Source organism: Roseicyclus mahoneyensis (assembly GCF_003148775.1).
Taxonomy (GTDB): Bacteria; Pseudomonadota; Alphaproteobacteria; order Rhodobacterales; family Rhodobacteraceae; genus Roseicyclus; species Roseicyclus mahoneyensis.
Genome location: NZ_QGGW01000001.1, coordinates 526,535 through 544,441, shown reverse-complemented (window position 1 = coordinate 544,441; position 17,907 = coordinate 526,535). Strand labels below are relative to the sequence as shown.

Below are 17,907 nucleotides of genomic sequence, written 5' to 3'. Positions count from 1 at the left end.
CTCTTGGTCCCTTGGCCGCCCGGCCCGTCCGGCGCTCAGCCGGTCGCGGCGGGGTCAGCGTCGATCATGGTGGTGTAGCGGCCAAAGCCACTGGTGATGTGATCGAGCGCCGCCTGCCGCGCGCCCTCGGCATTGCCGTGCGCGACTGCGTGCACGATGACTTCGTGTTCCTTGATCGAACGCGCGATGTTGTTGGCGATCGACAAGCCCCTGCGCCGGAACAAATGCATCTCCTTGACCAGATTGTCATACATCATCTTGGCCTTGGGATTGCCAGCGCCTTGCAACAAAAGGTCATGAAACTCGATGTTGAGCGCGTAATAGCGGGCACTGTCGGCCTTGGCGTGGGTGGCGCGCATCTGCTCGAGGTTGCGCTCGATCTGCGCCAACAGACGGGGCTCCTGCCCCGCACCCACCCGCCGCGCGGCCGCCGCGCAGGCCATGCCGAAAATCGCGCCGCGCAACTCGTAAAGGTTGCGCACCTCTTCAAGCGTCGTTTCGTGCACAAAGGCCCCGCGATTGGCGATCAGGTCGATGAGCCCGCTGTCGGCCAGTGACCGGATCGCCTCGCGCACGGTGCCGCGGCTGACGCCCATCATCGTGGACAAAGACAATTCGTTGAGCTTCTCACCCGCCGCAAGGTCGCCTTCGACGATCATGCGCTCAATCTCTCCGCGCACCTCGACGGCCAGCGTCGCGCGGCGCGGTCCGAATGTCTTGCCTTCGTTCATCATGCCCAGCACCTGACCTCTCGCACCATATTTTGTCAACAATTAACATTTTTATTGTCATGCATCATCAGATGACATACATCACTTTCAACAATTTCACCAAGGGGGAGACCGCATGACACCGCCTTCAGGACAGCCCGCAACGGCCGCATCTGACGCCTCGGACACGGGCGGCGCCCTGACCGCCGCCAGCGCGGCGCTGAGGGGGCTGCGCGTGCTCGACCTGACACGGGTGCGGTCCGGTCCGACCTGCGTGCGGCAGCTGGCCGATTGGGGCGCGGATGTCATCAAGATCGAGGCGCCCGTGGACGAGGCGCAGTTCGGCGGCCCCCGCCATGGCCCCGATTTCCAGAACCTGCACCGCAACAAGCGCTCACTCACGCTGGACCTGAAATCGGAAGCAGGGCTTGAGGCGTTCCGGCGTCTGGCCGACACGGCCGACATCATCGTGGAGAACTTCCGTCCCGGGGTGAAGGCGCGGCTGGGAATCGACTATGATACCCTGAGCCAGACCAATCCGGGCCTGATCTACGCCTCCATCTCGGGCTTCGGACAGGATGGGCCGCTGGCCGACCGCCCGGGTTTCGACCAGATCGCGCAAGGCATGGGTGGCCTTATGTCGATCACCGGCGAGCCGGGTACCGGTCCCATGCGCGTGGGCATTCCGATCGCCGACCTCTGTGCCGGGCTCTTTGCCGCACAGGGCATCTTGATCGCGCTCTTTGAACGGCAATCCTCGGGCCGCGGTCAGTGGGTGCAGACCTCGCTTCTGCAAGCGCAGGTCTTCATGCTCGATTTTCAGGCGGCGCGCTGGCTGATGGATGGCGTCGTCCCCAAACAGGCGGGCAACAACCACCCCACCACGATTCCGACAGGCGTCTTCAAGACCGCCGACGGCCACATGAACATCGCCGTCACCGGCAACGTGATCTGGGGCAAGTTTTGCGACAGCATGGGCCGCCCCGACTGGAAGGATGACGCGCGCTACGCCAGCGCTGCCGCGCGCTCCGAGAACCGTCACGCGCTGAACGCCGAGATCGAAGCGATCACCGCGACACGATCCACTGCCGAATGGATCGACATCTTCAACGATGCCGGTGTCGCGGCAGGCGAGATCAACGACATCGCCCAGGTCTTCGCCAACCCGCAAGTGCGCCATCTGGGCCTTGCCCAGCCCGTGATCAGTCAGGAACGCGGCGCGACCGAGCTGGTCGGCCAACCCATCATCATGAGCCGCACCCCCAGCCACATCGCGTCGCCACCACCATTGGCCGGGCAACACACCGCCGAGTTGCTGGCCGAAGTCGGCTATTCCGAGGCCGAGATCGCCGCGATGAAAGCCTCCGGCGCCATCTGAGAACCCAAAGGGACACGTGAAGACATGACCGACAAGATCCTGACCGAGCAGTCCGGCGACATCGCCCGGATCATCTTCAACCAGCCCGAAAAGCGCAACGCCGTCTCGCTTGAGATGTGGGAAGCGGTCGAGGCCGCGCTGATCCGCTTTCAGGCGGACGCATCGGTGCGCATCCTGATCTTGTCGGGCGCAGGCGGAAAGGCCTTCGTCTCGGGCGCCGATATCTCCAAGTTCGAAAGCGAACGCGCCAGCGAAGAAGGCGTCGCCCATTACAACGCCGCCACAAAGCGCGTCTATGATCTGGTCGAGGCCTTTCCCAAACCCACCATCGCCCAGATCGACGGCTTCTGCATCGGCGGCGGCGTGGCGCTGGCGCTGTGCTGCGACCTGCGCATCTGCGGCGAAGGCTCGAATTTTGCCGTGCCCGCCGCGAAACTGGGCCTTGGCTACGGCTTTGCCGGGATCAAGCGCCTCGTCGATGTGGTCGGGCCGTCCTTCGCCAAGGAGATTTTCTTCACCGCCCGCCGCTTCACCGCGGAAGAGGCACGCGTAATGGGACTGGTCAACCGCGTCGTGCCCGATGACCAGGTGGCGGAAACCGCGCTGGAAACCGCTCGGATGATCGCCGAGAATGCGCCGATGACGGTGGGCTCGGTGAAATACATCGTCGCCCAGACCGTCGCGCCGGAAAGCGCGCGCGATCTGACGGGATGTGAAGTCCGCGTGAAGGCCTGTTTCGACAGCCAGGACTACATCGAGGGCCGCCGCGCCTTCATGGAAAAGCGCAAGCCGAATTTCGTCGGCGCCTGACCTGATGGGCCAACGGATCGACCATGCGACTGCATCCGCGCGCCTCACGGACGCGCTCGACACCCATGAACAGGTGTTCGAGCGCTTCTTTCTGGCGCGGTTTCTGGACCTGTCCTTTGCCTACCTGCCCGCGGGCGCGGCGGATGCCGACACGGAAATCTGCCGCCTGACATTCCCCATGACCGACCTGCTGCGCAATCCGCAGGGCGCGCTGCATGGGGGCATGATGGCCAGCGCGATGGACATCTCGATGGGCCATCTGGTGGCCAAGGTCGCAGGCCCCGGCGCCACCATCGAGATGAAGGTCCAGTTCCTGCGCCCCGTGATGGACGGCACCGTCACCGTCGAGGGCAGCTTCTCCAAGCGTGGGCGGAGCCTGTCCTTCATGGAAAGCAAGCTTTACGGCGAGGACGGCAAGCTTGCCGCCCATGCCACGGCAACCTGGAAGATGCCCGGCTGAACCCCGGATGGAGACCGTGAATGCTGACTGACAAACCCGGCCTGCTTGACGCGGTACGCGCCCGTTTCGCCCATGTCGACACCTGTCCCTTCGAGGGGCCCAGGGTGTTTTTCGAGAACGCGGGCGGCGCGCTGACGCTGAATTCCGTGGTGGCGACCTCGGCCAAATTCGCGGCCATCCCGGACAATCAGGGCCGCGACAACCCGGCGGCCAAGGCGCTGGTGGCGCTGATCGACAAGGCCAAGGACGACATGCGCGTCTTTTTCAACGCGCCCCATGGCCAGTTCTTCGTCGGCGAAAGCGGGACGGAACTGCTGTTCCGCCTGATCCGCACGGCGATCGTCGGAACGCCCCAAGGCCGTGTTCTTGGCACCACGCTGGAACATCCCGCCACCCGCAGTGCGGCGCATCACTGGGCCGAAGTGGCGGGCAAACCGCACATTCTCGTGCCGCATGACGATGACACCGGAACCGTGGGCGCTGCCGCCTATGCGCCCGAGATCACGCCAGATACGCGGGTTGCCACGATCTTGCATACCTCGCCCGTCACCGGGATGGGCATGGACGTGGCAAGCATCGCGGCAGAAATCCGCAAGACCGCGCCGGAATGCATCATCATCGTCGATGGCATCCAGCACGCAGCCCACGGGCGGCTCGATATCGCAAGCTACGACATCGACGGCTATGTCGTCTCACCCTACAAGGTGTTTTCGCGCCACGGCTATGGGGTGGCCTGGGTCAGCGACCGTCTGCATGCGATCCGCCACGAGCATCTGATCGATGCGCCCGGCAATCCTTGGGAATTCGGCACGCGCGACACCGGGGCCTATGTCACCTTTTCCGATGTGGTCGATTACTTCGACTGGCTGGGCGGCGAGGTGTCCGACGCCACCGACCGTCGCGCGCGGATCGTGGCCGCAGGCGAGGCGATCCATGCCCATGAGGCGCTGCTGACCGAGGCGATGATCCTTGGCACCGGCAACCTCAAGGGTCTGGCCGAACTGCCGGGCGTCTCGATCCTCGGCGGGGTCGAGAACCCGGCGCGCGAGGGGCTGGTGTCGCTGACCGTGGCGGGCATGGCCGCGCCCGATGTGGTGACGGCGCTGCGCGAACGCGGCATCCGGACCCATACGCGCAAGGCCGATCACTATTCGGGCAATGTGCTGACCCCGCTGGGACTTGAGGGCGCGGTGCGGGTCTCGATGTGCCATTACAACACGCAAGCCGAGGTTGCACAGTTCCTTCAGGCGATGCGCGAGATCACCGAAAGCGTCCCGGCCTGACGCCGGCAGCGGGCGGGGTTCATCCCGCCAGCTCCTCCAGCTCGTTCAACAGGGCTGCAGATACGTCCATGCCGACCGCACGGGCGCGCTTCAGCGCCGCAATGGCCCGCGCGCCCGGCAGGCGTGGCGGCGATCCTCCCGGCACGGGCCGCGCACTGCTCACCATCCCGCTCGCGTGATCGAGCCGGGTGGCAAGCGCCTCGGCCGGCATGAGCTTTTCCGCGTCGATCATGATGAACAGATGGCCCACATCAGGCAGCGCGGACGGATCGCGGTGGTTGTCGGCCACATCCGTCAGCATCGCAGCCCCCGCCAGCCCCGCCGCGAAAAGGTCGAGCGTGACAGCCAGCGCCGCCCCTTTGCGCCCGCCGATGGCCTGCAACACCCCCTTGAGGGCCGTGGCAGGATCGGTGGTGGGTCGCCCCTCGGCGTCCATCGCCCATGTTTCCGGGATCGTCTCGCCGCGCGCGGCCGCACCGCGCAGCTTGGAGCGCGCGACCACCGACAAGGCCATATCCAGCATCACATGCCGCCCGCCCGCATGGGGCAGACCGATGCCCGTGGGCGCATTGCCCACTGCCACATCGCGCCCGCCCGGAGGCGCCAGCATCGGGGCGGAATTGGCGGTGATGAAGCTGGCAAACCCCGCCTCGGCCGCGATCCACAGACAGGGCGCGACGGCGCCGAAATGGGTCCCCCGCCGCACGAAACACGCGGCGATGCCGGTTTTGCGGGCGGCCTCCAACGTGCGGGCGGTGGCGATCTGTGCGACCGCCGCGCCAAGTGCATCTCGCCCGTCCATCTGCAACAGCGCCGGCGCAGGCGCGGTCACGACCGGCACGGCTGACGGGTCGATGCCCCCCGCCGCGATCCGACCGATATAGGATCCGACGCGTGCCAGACCGTGTGTCGTAATCCCCATCATTTCGGTCAGTACCAGATGGTGGGCCGCGGCCTCGGCCATGTCGGGCGGGATGACGCCTGCACGCACAAAGGCGCGGGCGACCAGCGCCCGCGCCTCAAGTTCACTCAGGACCGGCATGGTCTCAGCCACCCGCCCTTTCGGCCTTGCCCGCGCGAGACCCGATCTTGCCCATGATCGGCAAGATCAGCAACAACGCCGCAGTCACCACCATGATCCAGACCGATGCCGGCCGGTCGAGGAAGATCCCGAAAGACCCGCGCGAGATCGTCAGCGTCTGGCGCAGCGCCTGTTCGGCCAGAGGACCCAGCACCAGCGCCAGCACCAGCGCCGCCGGCGAGAACCCGTAGAGCCGCATGAAGAAGCCCGCGATACCGGCCGCGAACATCAAGCCGACCTCGACGAAGCTTGCGTGCACCACGAACGTGCCGAGGGTGCAGATGACGACAATGACCGGGCCAAGGATGCGATAGGGCACCTTGATGATCTGCACAAAGAGCGGGATGGCGAAGATCGAGATCGCCAGCAGCGCCACATTGCCCAGATACATCGATGCGATCAGACCCCAGGCCAGTTCCGGGTTCTGCCCCATGAACAGCGGGCCGGGACGCAGGCCCCACATGATGAAGGCCGCCAGCAGTACCGCGGTCGATGCCGAGCCGGGAATGCCCAGCGTCAAGAGCGGGATCATCGCGCCGGAGGATGCCGCGTTATTCGCACTCTCGGGGGCCACAAGGCCCGCCATCTCGCCCTTGCCGAAGTTTTCCGGTGTCTTGGACAGCGATCGTTCGGTGGAATAGGCCATCAGCGAGGCAATGGTCGCGCCTGCGCCGGGCATGACGCCAACGACGAAGCCGAGGATCGAGCCACGCACCATGGTCCAGCGGGTCGACAGGAAGTCGTTGCGGTTGGGCCAGAACTCCTTTTCCTTGGAATAATCGATCAGGCCGCCGCTCTCGGATTTGTGCATGCCGGAATAGAAGGCGTAGAACAGCTCGCCCAGGCCGAAGAGGCCGATGGCGATCGGGATGAAGTAGATGCCGCCGATCAGATCGGGCGAACCGAAGGTGTAGCGCCCCTGCCCGGTTTCCAGATCGACACCCACCGTGCCGAGCGCAAAGCCGATCAGTGCCGAGATGACCCCAAGCTTCCAGTGGTTCCCGATCATCACCACAAGCGTCAGCATGCCCATGGCGGCCAGAAGGAAGTATTCCGGGGGTCCGAAACTGCGCGAGACCTGGGCAAAGGCCGGGGCGAGCAGCGTGATCATGATGACGCCGACGGTGCCGCCGACAAAGGAGGCGACGGCCTGCATGACGAGCGCGGGGCCGGCGCGACCGGCCTTGGCCATCGGATAGCCGTCGAAGGTCGAGGCGACGGTCGCACTTTCACCCGGTGTGTTGAGCAAGATCGACGTGATCGTGCCACCATACATCGAGCCATAGTAGATCGCGGCCAGCATCATGGTGGCACCGACCGGATCCATGCCGATGGTGATCGGCAGCAAGATCGCCAGTCCGGCTGACGGGCCGAAGCCGGGGATGACGCCGACGATCATGCCCACCATCGATCCCACCAGCAGATAGGCGATGTTGATCGGGTTGATGGCAAGCTCGAGCCCCATCAGAAGATTCGCGAAAAGGTCCATGTAGCGCGCCCCTCGGGTCAGGTCAGGTCAGGTCGGGCCACGGCGGAACGGCGGCCGGCGACAACAGAAAGGTCAGAACGGGATGATGTCGAACATCGCGGGCGGCATGCTCGCGTTCAGGATGCGGTCAAACAGCAGATAGACGCCCGCCGGGATGACGATGGCGAGGATCACGTTCAAAAGGTGCTTGCCCGAATTGATGATCGACAGCGCGATCAGCATGTAGATGACCGTTGCGACAAAGCCGCCAAAGATCGGCAGAAGGATGCCGTAGCCCACCGCCAGCCCCATCAGCGTCGCGGCATCGCGCCAGCGGCCCGTCGAATGGGCATCGCCCGGACCGGTCACCGCCGCTCCTTGGGCGCTGAGCCTCGCATCGCGCAGCGCGTCAAAGAGCGCCCAGAGGGTAAAGACCACGATGCCCAAGCCCACGACGCGCGGAAAGAAACCCGGCCCGAGCCGACCCGTACGGGTCATGAAGCCAAGGTCCGTGAAGGCGATGTAGGTGTAGAAGATTGCACCGCCGAGTACGGTGAGAAGAAAGGCAATGCGCATGACCACCCCTGAGTTTGCGGAAAGTTACCCGGGCGCACCAAGGCGCCCGGGTTGCGTGGCGGTAACGGTCGACCTCAGTCGATCGCGCCGACCTCGCGCAGGACGGTGGCAAAATCTTCCTGGGTGTTGGCCAGGAAATCCCGGAAATCGTCCCCGAAGAGGATGGTCGGCGTCAGCGTGTTGTTGGTGATATACGCCTGCCATTCCGGCGTCTCGACCACACGACGCATGGTTTCGATCCAGAACTCCTGCGCCTCTGCCGGGGCGTCGGGGGCGAGGATCAGACCGCGGGGCATCGACACTTCGACCCCGATGCCAAGCTCGGCAAAGTTCGGCACGCCGGCCAGAGCCTCGGGGGTCGAACGCCCGGTGAAGACCAGCGGACGCAGATCACCCGAGTCGATCAGACCAAGGATTTCGCCGGGGTTCGACATCATCGCATCGACCGCACCCGACAACACCGCGGTGATCTGGTCTGCCATGGCGTTGAAGGAGATGTATTCGAACTCGAACCCTGCTTCTTGCGCGAAGAGAGCGGGGACGATGAAGTCCACGTTGACCGTGCCGATGCCCGAGATGGAGATCGGGTTGGCCTGCGCAAAGGCGATGAATTCGTCGAGGTTCTGGATCGGAGAATCGCCGTTCACCACCAGAACGAGGTCATCGGCGGCCAGCAGCGCGATGGGGGTGAAATCGGTGATCGCCCAGCCGGTGTCCGCTTGCAGCGGCGTCGTGATGAAGCTGCCCGAGGTGGTCGAGATGCCGTAGGCCGATCCTGCCTGGTTGGCGAGATAGCCCCAACCGACCGCACCAGATCCACCGGCCCGGTTCTCCAGCGCGATGTCGCCCGGATAGAGGTCATAGGTGTTCAGGATCTCGACGATGGTGCGGGCCATGATGTCATTGCCGCCACCCGGGCCGAAAGCGATGGTCCAGTCCAGCGTTTGCGCCGGATCGGGGTATTGCTGGGCGATTGCCGGTGTCGCTACGGCCAGCGGGGCCGCAACGAGCAGCGCCAATGCGCCGGTCTTGAACGTGGTGTTGAGTTTGGTCATGTGATCCTCCCTAGATCGGTTGTCGTCGTCACGGTCTGCCCCTCCTGAGGGACATGATCCGCGTGACCGGCCGGAGCGTGGCACGCACCCCCCTCCCGCCGGAGCCGTTCGAGCAGCTTGCGTTTGCCGCTCGTGTGGTGCGCCGCGCCTGCTGCGCGGGCCCCTTCCACGTCGCCCGCCACGATCGCCGCAACGATCCGGGCATGTTCGTCATTCGACTGGCGCAGCGCCGCCGCACCGCTCAGCACCTTGAGACGCATCAGGCGCACTTCCTTGCCGAGCGAGACATAAAGCGCGCGTGCGCGTCCCATGTCCGCAGCTTCGGCGATGCGGTCATGAAAGGCGAGGTTGAGATCGAAATAGGCGGCCTCGTCCTGGGTGCCGATGGCGGTCTCCATCGCCGCGAGGAACGCCTGCAACTCGGCCTTGATCGCGTCATCCGCCCGCCCGGCAAGGGCGGCGCACAGATAGCCCGCGATCATGGCGCGCAGGTCATACAGTTCCAGCCCGTCTTGCGGGGCAAGGAGGCGGACATACACGCCTTCATTTGCGACCGCCTCGACCAGACCCTCGCGTTCCAGCGAGCGCGCCGCCTCGCGCACGGGGCCCCGGCTTACGCCCAGCCGCTCCGCCAGAAGCGCCTCATTCAGCCGTTCGCCCGCCGCGATCTCGCCCAGAAGAATCATCCGCTCAAGCTCGTCGCGCACCTCGAGCACAAGCGGACGCTGCCGCCTGCGCGCTACGGATTCCTTGATGTCGTGACGCATTTCCATCGTGCTACATCAGCCCTCGGATTGTAGATTGTCAACAATATTCTGTTGATTGCCTGCAGCACCCGGAGTAGCCAGTATCGCAACGGCGCCATGACCGGCGCGCCTGCACGGGTCTGGGGAGCAACAGATCCAACGCGCTCAAAGCATTGCCAAACAACGGAAAAAAGGGGGGCTCCGCGATGACGACAGACAGGCCACTGGCCGGAAAGACCGCCTTTGTCTCGGGCTCGGGTCAGAATATCGGGCGCGCTGTGGCGCTGCGCCTGGCGCAGATGGGATGCCATGTGGTCGTGAACGGCTCGACCAGTTCTGACGCTTGCGAGGAAACCGCTGCCCGCATCCGCGCCGCCGGCACAGAAGCGCTTGTGGCGATGGGTGACATGGCCAGCCGCGAGGATGTGGCGCGCGTGACGCAGGCCGCGCTGGCCCGGTTCGGTGCTGTCGACATCTTGGTGAACAATGCCGCCCGGCGCCCGCACAAGCCCTTTCTCGAGATGTCTGACGACGATTGGCACGGCGTCGTGGACGTGGCGCTGACCGGCGCTTTCCGTACCGCGCGCGCCTTTCTGCCCGGCATGGTGGACCGCAAATGGGGTCGCATCATCAATTTCGCGGGGATGAAGGCCATCCGCGGCTATTTCGAGGGCGCGCCGATCTCGGCGGCCAAGCATGGCGTCTGGGGCCTGACCAAGGCGCTGTCGACGGAATTCGCACCCCATGGCATCACCGCCAACGTCATCTCGCCCGGCCAGATCCGCAACGAGACCACCACCACCGATGATCCAAAGCGCACGCCGTCCATCCCGGCGGGCTTCATGGGCCAGCCCGGTGACATCGCCTCGGTCGCAGGCTTTCTCGCCTCGCCCGAGGCGCGCTTCGTCACCGGCCAGATGATCGCGGTGAACGGCGGGGAAGAGACCTGAGGCGGGGGCGGTCATGACCGCCATGCCCTTTCCCGCCATGCTGAAGCGACGCGCGCTGACCATCGGCATCGGCATCTTGGGAACTCTGGCCTTCTGGGCGCTGGAACTGCCCCTGCCCTTCTTGCTCGGCCCCTTGTTTGCCTGCCTTGTCGCAGCGTTGGCGGGTGTGCCGGTCCAGGACAGCGGCACGTTTGGCAAGCTTATGCGCACGATCCTTGGCGTCGCCATCGGGGCTTCGATCACGCCCGACCTTGTCGCGCGCCTGCCGCAGATGATGGTGACGCTTGCCATGGTGCCGCTTTATGTCGTGACCATCGCGGCGATCGGCGTGCCCTTCTTTCGCCGGTTCTACGGCTATGACCTGCCCACGGCCTGGTATGCCGCCATGCCCGGTGGCCTCGCCGACATGACGCTTTTCGGGCAGGAAGCGGGGGCGAATGTCCGATCGCTCACGCTGGTGCATGCGACGCGCGTGATCTTGATCGTGATGGCCACGCCCTTCGTGCTGGTCCACCTCTTCGGGGCCTCGCTCGACAACCCGATCGGCGCGCCTGCCGCCACCTTGCCGCCGCACGAGATGGCGATCATGGCCGTCGCCGCCCTCCTCGGCTGGAAAGGCGCAGAGCGGATCGGTCTGTTCGGCGCGCCCATCATCGGCCCCATGGTGCTGACCGCCGCCCTTTCGCTTGCGGACATCATCCATGTCCGCCCCCCTGCCGAGGCGATCTTGTCGGCGCAGTTCTTCATCGGCCTGGGCCTTGGTGCGGGCTATGTCGGCATCACGATGGCCGAGATCCGGCGCGACGTGGTGGCGGGGCTGGTCTTTGTCGTCATCGTGGCGGCGGTGGCGGCGGTCTTCGCCGAGGCGGTGATCTTGTTCGGTCTCGCCCCGCCGATGGACGGGTTTTTGGCCTTCGTGCCCGCCGGACAGGCGGAGATGGCGATCCTTGCCATCGTCGTGGGGGCCGATCTGGGCTATGTCGTCCTTCACCATGTCACGCGGGTGTTCCTGATCATCCTCGGCGCGCCGGTCGCCGCCCGGCTGTTCGGGATCACCACGCGCCGCAGGTCGGACAGGGACGGCTGAGCCCCCTAGACCGGAAACCGATGCCCGAAGGCCCCATTGCGCCCCCGGGCTCTTGCGATTTAGGGTTGGACAACACCATCCGGGGATAACCATGCTCGACACGCCCACCAATCGCGACACCGCCGTGACACTGGCGCGCGCCATCGCCACGGATGACGCCTTCCGCGCCGCGCTGGCCGATCTGATCGCCTTTCCCACCGATTCCAAAAGCGCCGAGGCACCGTTGCATGCCTATCTCGCCCATGTCGCGCAAGGCTTCGCCGCGATGGGGTTCGAGACGCAGGGCTACACCTCCGAAGGGCGCCCCTTCCTTGTCGCCTCACGGGTCGAGGATGCCACCCGCCCCACCGTCCTTGGCTATGCCCATGGCGACACCGTGCCGGGCATGGAGGGCCGCTGGGCCGAAGGCCGCGACCCCTGGACCCTGACCGAGGACCCTGCGACGGGCCGCTGGTATGGCCGCGGCATCGCCGACAACAAGGGGCAGATGCTGGTCAACATGACGGCGCTGCAGGCCGTGCTGACCGCGCGCGGATCATTGGGGTTCAATATCCATGTCCTCGTCGAGATGGGCGAGGAGATCGGCTCGCCCGGTCTGGCCAAGGTCTGCGAACGGCTGAAGGACCGGCTCAAGGCCGATCTGTTGCTCGCGTCGGACGGGCCTCGCATCGACGCGGGCACGCCCACGATATTTCTGGGTGCACGCGGGGGCGCGACCTTCCGGCTGACCTTGAAACGGCGCAACGGCGGGCGGCATTCCGGCAATTTCGGCGGCGCGCTGAAGAACCCTGCGATGGAACTGGCCCATGCGCTGGCCAGCATCGCCACCCCCACCGGCGCGTTGCGGGTGCCTGGCTGGGTGCCTGAGGGCGTACCCGAGGCCGCCCGTGCCGCGTTGGCCGGATTGACGCCCGCGGGCGGCGAGGTCGACGCCGATTGGGGCGCCGAGGGCCTGACGCCCGCCGAACGCATCCACGCCTGGAACTCGGCCGAGATCCTCGCCTTTTCCGCGGGCGACATATCGCAGCCCGTCAACGCGATCCCGGACGAGGCGCAAGCAGTGGTGCAGCTGCGCTATGTGCCGGGCATCGACGACACAAAGCTGGAACAGGCGCTGCGCGCCCATCTCGACGCGCAGGGCCATGGCGACATCACGATCACGCGGCAAGGCGCGGAATTCCGCGCCTCGGCCACGCCGGTCGACCATCCCGCCGCGCGTTTCGCCGCCGCCTCGATCGCGCGCACCCATGGCGCGGACCCCGTGGTCCTGCCCTCGCTTGGCGGGTCGCTGCCCAATGACATCTTCACCGAGATCCTTGGCATCCCGACCGTCTGGGTGCCTCATTCCTATCCCGGCTGTTCCCAGCACGCGCCCGACGAACACCTGCCGCGCGATCTTTTCGCCGATGCGACCGGGCTGATGGCCGGGCTTTACTGGGATCTGGGCGCAGCCTCCAAAAAGGCGCTGCTGGGGTCCTGAGCCCCCGCGTTCCGCCAGGCCGACAGGGCGGGATTATGGGCGACCGGATCCTCGGCGGGGGCCTGCTGCACCCCCGCCCGCCGCCACGGCGCGCGCAAGCCGCCTCCCCGCGCGACAGGGGCGCGCCGCACATAATGCAGTTCCCGCGCCCCGAAATAGAAGCTGACGATGGCGCCCAAGAGCCACCAGAGCGGCTCCGGAACGGCATCCAGGCCGACCATCCGCGCCGCGAAAGCCGCGGGATCGACCATCGCAAAGACGAACAGTCCCAGCGTGCCAAGCGCCAGCATCGGCCGCGGCAGACGGTTCAGCCCGTTGATGACCCGGTCGAACAGGCCCGCGCCCGCATGCTGGAACTCGGACGCGGCCGTTTCCATCGTGGCGCGGTGGATCTCCGCGTCCAGCTCCATCTGGCGCGTGGCATTGGCGACAAACACCTCCGACAGACCCTGCGCCGCCTCTCCGATGGCGCCTGCCGCCTGCCCCACCCCGATGGCGCGCCCGATCAGCCCCATGTCGCCACCCGCGCGCGATGCTCCGCCTCGCTCAGGTGAAAGCGGGGCGAGATGAAGGTCTCGGCGCGCGTGATCCAACCGCCCTTGCCGCCATCGCGGCGGCGCGCGAACTTGCGGCTGGCAGGGCGCCGGTCGCCGATGGCGTAATAGTAGTTGCGCCGCGCGATCCCGTAGGCATCGACCAGATGCCCGGGGGCTGAGGCCAGCGCCGCATGGGCCGCGCGCGCGGTCTGCGGCCCGATCACCCCGTCCACCGCGATATCAAGCCCCATGTCCCTGAGCAGTCGCTGCAGGATCCTCACCGCATTCGCCCCTGCATTGACCTGCATGTCAAAGACCGACGGCTGCAGGGCCTCGGGCAGCATCCCGATCCGGGGCCGCTCGAAATAGTGCCGCACAAAGATGTCGACCGCCTGATCGCGCGTCAGCAGGCGCACATCGCCCGCATCGACATCTCCGTCGCCGTCAAGGTCGAGCCCCAAGGCGCGCATCGTATGGATCGTGACCCCGAAATTCGTCGCCCCGCCGGGGTCATCCGGGTCGTTCACATAGCCGCCTTCACGCGCCACGATATCTTCTGCGATGGATCGAACCGACAGCATGGGTTCGCCCCTCCCTGCTCCGGTTTCGATGTCCCAGATCTAGCGCGCCATTGCTAAGAAAGCGTTAAGAGCCGTCTTCGTTTCAAAAATATCCCGGGGGAGTCGCGGCCCGCGACGGGGGCAGAGCCCCCTATTCCGCCGCCGCCTGTGCCAGGACGTCGGGCCCCGCGCGCAACCGCGTCAGTATCTCTTCGCGCCGCGCCGCAGCCTTGGCCGCATTGGCCTCCTTCACCGGGCCAAAGCCGCGAATGGACAGCGGCAGTTCCGCCAGCGCCAGCAGCGCATCGGCATCGACCTGCCCGGCCTTGGGCAGCCATTGAGCCATATCGGCCTCGAACTGCCGGATCAGCGCATGCTCCATCTTTCGCTCGGCCGTATGGCCAAAAGGGTTCAGGGCCGTCCCGCGCAAGGGCTTGAGCCGGGCCAACAGAGGATAGAGGCGCATCACCCAAGGACCGAATGCGCGTTTGCGGGGCCGCCCCGCGCCGTCACGCCCGGACAAAAGCGGCGGGGCAAGATGGAATGTCATCTTGAAATCCCCCTCGAATGTCGCGCGCGCCTTGGCCTCGGTCGCAAGGTGCAGACGGGCAACCTCGAATTCATCCTTGTAGGCCAACAGCTTGTGGTAACCTGTGGCGACGGCCTCTTGCAGCCGGGGGTCCTTGATGCCATCGACAAGCTTGCGGTAGCGACGCGCCAATCGCGGCCCCTGATAGGCGACAAGGTGGGCTTCGCGGAAGGCGATCTTTTCGTGCAGCGACTTGGGCTTGTCCACGACCTCCGCCAAGACCAGCCGCCCTGCCGCCTCCGGGTTCAACGCCGCCCAACGCCCCATCTCGAAGGCCTGCGCGTTGCGCTCTACCGCCGCCCCGTTCAGCACAATGGCCTGCGAGATCGCGTCATGGCTCAGCGGGATCAGGCCCATCTGCCAGGCCGCGCCAAAGACCATCATGTTGGAATAGATCGAATCCCCCAACAATATTCGCGCCAGTTCCGATGCATCGAAGAGCCGAAGGCGATCTTGAAGTCTTGCCTGAAGCGCGATCTGCAAATCATTGCCGGGAATACGGAATTCCGTGTTGCGTGTGAATTCGCCGGTGATGATCTCATGGGCATTGACCGCCGCCCCGGTCACGCCCGTGCGCATCAGCCCCAGCGTCTTGGCCCCGCCCGTCACCACCAGATCGCCGCCGATCACCGCATGCGCCTCGCCCAAGCCAACGCGGATGGCGCTGATATCCTCGGGGCGCTCGGCCAGCCGCAGGTGGATCCAGACGGCCCCGCCCTTTTGCGCCAGCCCCGCCATCTCGATCATGCCCACGCCCTTGCCGTCGATCTGGGCGGCTTGCGCCATGACCGCGCCGATGGTCACGACGCCGGTCCCGCCGACGCCCGTGACCAGCACGTTATGGGTGCCTTGGATGGCAGGCAGGGCCGGATCGGGCAAGCCCGAGACATCGACCGCCGCTGTCGCCTGCTTGCGGATCCTTGCGCCCTCCAGCGTTACGAAACTGGGACAAAACCCCTTGAGACAGCTGAAATCCTTGTTGCAAGATGATTGGTCTATGGCGCGCTTGCGCCCCAGTTCCGTCTCCACCGGCACGATGGACACGCAATTCGACTGCACCCCGCAATCGCCGCAGCCCTCGCAGACATCGGTGTTGATGAAGACGCGCCGATCGGGATCGGGGAAGGTGCCGCGCTTGCGGCGTCGACGCTTTTCCGCAGCACAGGTCTGGACATAGATGATCGCCGACACGCCCTCGATGTCCTGAAACTTCTCCTGAACCGCCATCAGATCGTCGCGCGGGTGCTTTTCCAGCCCGGCCGGATATGCGGACCAGTCGATTTCCTCTTTGGGATCATAGACAAGCGCGATGTGGCTCACCCCCATCGCCTGCACCTCGCGCGCGATCCGCGCCGGGTCCAGATCGCCCTCATTGTGCTGCCCGCCCGTCATGGCGACGGCATCGTTGAACAAGATCTTGTAGGTGATGCAGGCCTTGGCCGCGACCGCAGCCCGGATCGCAAGGATACCCGAGTGGTTATAGGTGCCCTCGCCGATGTTCTGGAAGATGTGCTTGCGGGTGGAAAACGGCGCCTCGCCGATCCAGTTGGCCCCTTCGCCGCCCATATGGGTGAAGGCCTCGGTGTTGCGGTCCATCCATTTGACCATGAAATGGCAGCCTATCCCCGCCCCGCCCCGCGCGCCGTCCGGCAGCTTGGTCGATGTATTGTGGGGGCAGCCCGAACAGAACCACGGCGTCCGCGCCGCCAGATCGGGCGTGTTGCCCGCGCGTGCGGCCTCTTCCACGGCGGCGATGCCTGCGCGGATGCGGTCGGTGCCCCGCCCCTCCTCGATCAGGATGCGGCCCAGTTTCAGCGCGATATCGCTGGGGTCGAGCGCGAAATGCGCCGGGAACAGCACCTCCGTGCCCTTGCGGTAGCCATAGACACGCCGCCCACGCCGGTCGTCGAATATCGCTTCCTTGACCTGCACCTCGATCAGCTTGCGCTTTTCCTCGACCACCACGATCAGCTCTAGCCCCTCGGCCCAGTCGGCGAAGCTTTTCATGTCGAGCGGCCATGTCTGGCCGATCTTGTAGGTGGTCAGCCCCAACCGCTCGGCCTCAAGCGCGTCGATCCCCAGCGTCGCCATCGCCGACATGAGGTCAAGCCAGTTCTTGCCCGCAGCCACGAAACCGATCTTGGCACCGGGCTTTCCATACACCCGGCGGTCCATGCCGTTGGCGCGCGAAAAGGCTTCGGCGGCAAAGCGCTTGTGCTCCACCAGCCGTTCCTCTTGCGGGATCCAGTGATCGCCAAGACGGATGTTCAATCCGCCCTCGGGCATCGGGAAATCCGGGGTGACAAAGGTCATGCGGTCTGGCTTGCCATCGACGACCGCCGTGGCCTCGACCGTGTCCTTCATCGTTTTGAGCCCGACCCAGACCCCCGCAAACCGGCTGAGCGCATAGCCATAGAGGCCGTAATCGAGGATTTCCTGCACACCTGCGGGGCTGATGACAGGCATATGGGCATCGACCAGCGCCCAGTCGGACTGGTGGCAGACGGTCGAGCTTTCGCCCGTATGGTCATCGCCCATCGCCATCAGCACACCGCCATGGCGCGACGTGCCCGCCATGTTGACATGCCGCATCACGTCGCCCGAGCGGTCCACGCCGGGGCCCTTGCCATACCACAGGCCAAAGACGCCATCGAACCGCCCCTCACCGCGCAGTTCCGCCTGCTGGCTCCCCCAAAGGGCGGTCGCGGCCAGATCCTCGTTCAGACCGGGCTGGAACAGGACATCGGCCGCTTCCAGATGCCTCTTGGCCCGCGCCATCTGCATGTCGACAGCCCCCAGCGGCGACCCGCGATAGCCCGTTACCAGCCCCGCGGTGTTCAGCCCCGCCGCCCGGTCGCGGGCCTTTTGCATCAGCATAAGCCGCACGAGAGCTTGCGTTCCGTTCAACAGAACCGGCGATTTGGAAAGATCAAAGCGGTCGTCGAGCGACACCTGCTGCAACCCCATGGCGGACCCTCCCGTGCTGGCCGTGGTCGTTGTATCTGCGATGAAGTATAGGTCATTATTGTTGACCTGTCGACGGATTTTCGGGCACCGATGCGCCTTGGTAAAGAAACCTTTGGAAAAACATGATAACCCTCTTTGCAAGCGCTTTGGGGAACGCCTAGATGCGCGCAA

Annotated in this window: 16 protein-coding genes; 7 read left to right on the top strand and 9 right to left on the bottom strand. The window is 65.6% G+C overall.

The features are described 5' to 3' along the window. Positions 1-35 precede the first annotated feature (35 nt). Entirely contained in the window at positions 36-734 is a 699-nt protein-coding gene (locus C7455_RS02715; protein WP_109665139.1) for a GntR family transcriptional regulator, read from the bottom strand. 112 nt (positions 735-846) lie between these two features. On the opposite strand from C7455_RS02715, the gene C7455_RS02710 reads away from it, so the two are divergent. Genes C7455_RS02710 through C7455_RS02695 form a run of 4 tightly spaced genes read left to right on the top strand, consistent with a single transcriptional unit; the run spans position 847 to position 4,641 of the window. After that, positions 847-2,088 (top strand): CaiB/BaiF CoA transferase family protein, encoded by a 1,242-nt coding sequence (locus C7455_RS02710; protein WP_109665136.1) that lies wholly within the window; start codon positions 847-849, stop codon positions 2,086-2,088. A gap of 24 nt (positions 2,089-2,112) precedes the next feature. Further along, positions 2,113-2,898, top strand: a complete 786-nt coding sequence (locus C7455_RS02705) for an enoyl-CoA hydratase (RefSeq protein ID WP_109665134.1) — start codon at positions 2,113-2,115, stop codon at positions 2,896-2,898. A 4-nt stretch (positions 2,899-2,902) separates the two neighbouring features. Next, complete coding sequence (locus C7455_RS02700; protein ID WP_109665131.1) at positions 2,903-3,358, top strand: PaaI family thioesterase; 456 nt, start codon at positions 2,903-2,905, stop codon at positions 3,356-3,358. A 20-nt stretch (positions 3,359-3,378) separates the two neighbouring features. Then, entirely contained in the window at positions 3,379-4,641 is a 1,263-nt protein-coding gene (locus tag C7455_RS02695) for an aminotransferase class V-fold PLP-dependent enzyme (RefSeq protein ID WP_109665129.1), read from the top strand. A gap of 19 nt (positions 4,642-4,660) precedes the next feature. Here the strand turns inward: C7455_RS02695 and C7455_RS02690 are convergent, their stop codons facing one another. From C7455_RS02690 to C7455_RS02670, 5 genes are all read right to left on the bottom strand, one after another. Continuing rightward, the gene (locus C7455_RS02690) at positions 4,661-5,695 is read right to left on the bottom strand and encodes an Ldh family oxidoreductase (protein WP_109665126.1); all 1,035 of its coding nucleotides are present in this window, start codon (positions 5,693-5,695) and stop codon (positions 4,661-4,663) included. Continuing rightward, positions 5,688-7,211, bottom strand: a complete 1,524-nt coding sequence (locus tag C7455_RS02685) for a tripartite tricarboxylate transporter permease (RefSeq protein WP_109665124.1) — start codon at positions 7,209-7,211, stop codon at positions 5,688-5,690. The genes C7455_RS02690 and C7455_RS02685 overlap by 8 nt, the downstream gene beginning before the upstream one ends. Before the next feature lie 72 nt (positions 7,212-7,283). After that, entirely contained in the window at positions 7,284-7,766 is a 483-nt protein-coding gene (locus tag C7455_RS02680) for a tripartite tricarboxylate transporter TctB family protein (RefSeq protein ID WP_109665121.1), read from the bottom strand. A 74-nt stretch (positions 7,767-7,840) separates the two neighbouring features. Then, positions 7,841-8,821, bottom strand: a complete 981-nt coding sequence (locus C7455_RS02675; protein WP_109665118.1) for a tripartite tricarboxylate transporter substrate binding protein — start codon at positions 8,819-8,821, stop codon at positions 7,841-7,843. Further along, positions 8,818-9,594 carry a GntR family transcriptional regulator gene (locus C7455_RS02670; protein WP_109665114.1) on the bottom strand — a complete coding sequence of 259 codons (777 nt, stop codon included), beginning with the start codon at positions 9,592-9,594 and terminating at the stop codon, positions 8,818-8,820. Before C7455_RS02670 ends, C7455_RS02675 begins: the two co-directional genes overlap by 4 nt. Before the next feature lie 179 nt (positions 9,595-9,773). Between C7455_RS02670 and C7455_RS02665 the strand changes: the two genes are divergently transcribed. The 3 genes from C7455_RS02665 (at position 9,774) to C7455_RS02655 (ending at position 13,084) form a co-directional block, all read left to right on the top strand. Continuing rightward, a complete protein-coding gene (locus C7455_RS02665) occupies positions 9,774-10,517 on the top strand; it encodes an SDR family NAD(P)-dependent oxidoreductase (protein WP_109665112.1) in 744 nt (247 codons plus the stop codon). Between the two features lie 13 nt (positions 10,518-10,530). Then, positions 10,531-11,604 (top strand): AbrB family transcriptional regulator, encoded by a 1,074-nt coding sequence (locus C7455_RS02660; protein ID WP_245904192.1) that lies wholly within the window; start codon positions 10,531-10,533, stop codon positions 11,602-11,604. 91 nt (positions 11,605-11,695) lie between these two features. Continuing rightward, the gene (locus C7455_RS02655) at positions 11,696-13,084 is read left to right on the top strand and encodes a M20/M25/M40 family metallo-hydrolase (RefSeq protein ID WP_109665106.1); all 1,389 of its coding nucleotides are present in this window, start codon (positions 11,696-11,698) and stop codon (positions 13,082-13,084) included. On the opposite strand, the gene C7455_RS02650 is transcribed toward C7455_RS02655, so the two are convergent. The 3 genes from C7455_RS02650 to C7455_RS02640 form a co-directional block, all read right to left on the bottom strand. Next, positions 13,036-13,599: a holin family protein gene (locus tag C7455_RS02650; RefSeq protein WP_170118978.1), complete on the bottom strand. Its 564-nt coding sequence runs from the start codon at positions 13,597-13,599 to the stop codon at positions 13,036-13,038. The genes C7455_RS02655 and C7455_RS02650 overlap by 49 nt on opposite strands. Then, positions 13,590-14,201: a holin-associated N-acetylmuramidase gene (locus C7455_RS02645; protein ID WP_109665103.1), complete on the bottom strand. Its 612-nt coding sequence runs from the start codon at positions 14,199-14,201 to the stop codon at positions 13,590-13,592. Before C7455_RS02645 ends, C7455_RS02650 begins: the two co-directional genes overlap by 10 nt. Before the next feature lie 130 nt (positions 14,202-14,331). Next, positions 14,332-17,736 carry an indolepyruvate ferredoxin oxidoreductase family protein gene (locus C7455_RS02640; RefSeq protein ID WP_109665100.1) on the bottom strand — a complete coding sequence of 1,135 codons (3,405 nt, stop codon included), beginning with the start codon at positions 17,734-17,736 and terminating at the stop codon, positions 14,332-14,334. Positions 17,737-17,907 lie beyond the last annotated feature (171 nt).

Excerpts from the sequence above, each read along its gene's own strand:
- C7455_RS02715 (WP_109665139.1), bottom strand. The coding sequence starts at position 734 with ATGATGAACGAAGGCAAGACATTCGGACCGCGCCGCGCGACGCTGGCC.
- C7455_RS02710 (WP_109665136.1), top strand. The coding sequence starts at position 847 with ATGACACCGCCTTCAGGACAGCCCGCAACGGCCGCATCTGACGCCTCG.
- C7455_RS02705 (WP_109665134.1), top strand. The coding sequence starts at position 2,113 with ATGACCGACAAGATCCTGACCGAGCAGTCCGGCGACATCGCCCGGATC.
- C7455_RS02700 (WP_109665131.1), top strand. The coding sequence starts at position 2,903 with ATGGGCCAACGGATCGACCATGCGACTGCATCCGCGCGCCTCACGGAC.
- C7455_RS02695 (WP_109665129.1), top strand. The coding sequence starts at position 3,379 with ATGCTGACTGACAAACCCGGCCTGCTTGACGCGGTACGCGCCCGTTTC.
- C7455_RS02685 (WP_109665124.1), bottom strand. The coding sequence starts at position 7,211 with ATGGACCTTTTCGCGAATCTTCTGATGGGGCTCGAGCTTGCCATCAAC.
- C7455_RS02680 (WP_109665121.1), bottom strand. The coding sequence starts at position 7,766 with ATGCGCATTGCCTTTCTTCTCACCGTACTCGGCGGTGCAATCTTCTAC.
- C7455_RS02675 (WP_109665118.1), bottom strand. The coding sequence starts at position 8,821 with ATGACCAAACTCAACACCACGTTCAAGACCGGCGCATTGGCGCTGCTC.
- C7455_RS02670 (WP_109665114.1), bottom strand. The coding sequence starts at position 9,594 with ATGGAAATGCGTCACGACATCAAGGAATCCGTAGCGCGCAGGCGGCAG.
- C7455_RS02665 (WP_109665112.1), top strand. The coding sequence starts at position 9,774 with ATGACGACAGACAGGCCACTGGCCGGAAAGACCGCCTTTGTCTCGGGC.
- C7455_RS02660 (WP_245904192.1), top strand. The coding sequence starts at position 10,531 with ATGACCGCCATGCCCTTTCCCGCCATGCTGAAGCGACGCGCGCTGACC.
- C7455_RS02655 (WP_109665106.1), top strand. The coding sequence starts at position 11,696 with ATGCTCGACACGCCCACCAATCGCGACACCGCCGTGACACTGGCGCGC.
- C7455_RS02650 (WP_170118978.1), bottom strand. The coding sequence starts at position 13,599 with ATGGGGCTGATCGGGCGCGCCATCGGGGTGGGGCAGGCGGCAGGCGCC.
- C7455_RS02645 (WP_109665103.1), bottom strand. The coding sequence starts at position 14,201 with ATGCTGTCGGTTCGATCCATCGCAGAAGATATCGTGGCGCGTGAAGGC.
- C7455_RS02640 (WP_109665100.1), bottom strand. The coding sequence starts at position 17,736 with ATGGGGTTGCAGCAGGTGTCGCTCGACGACCGCTTTGATCTTTCCAAA.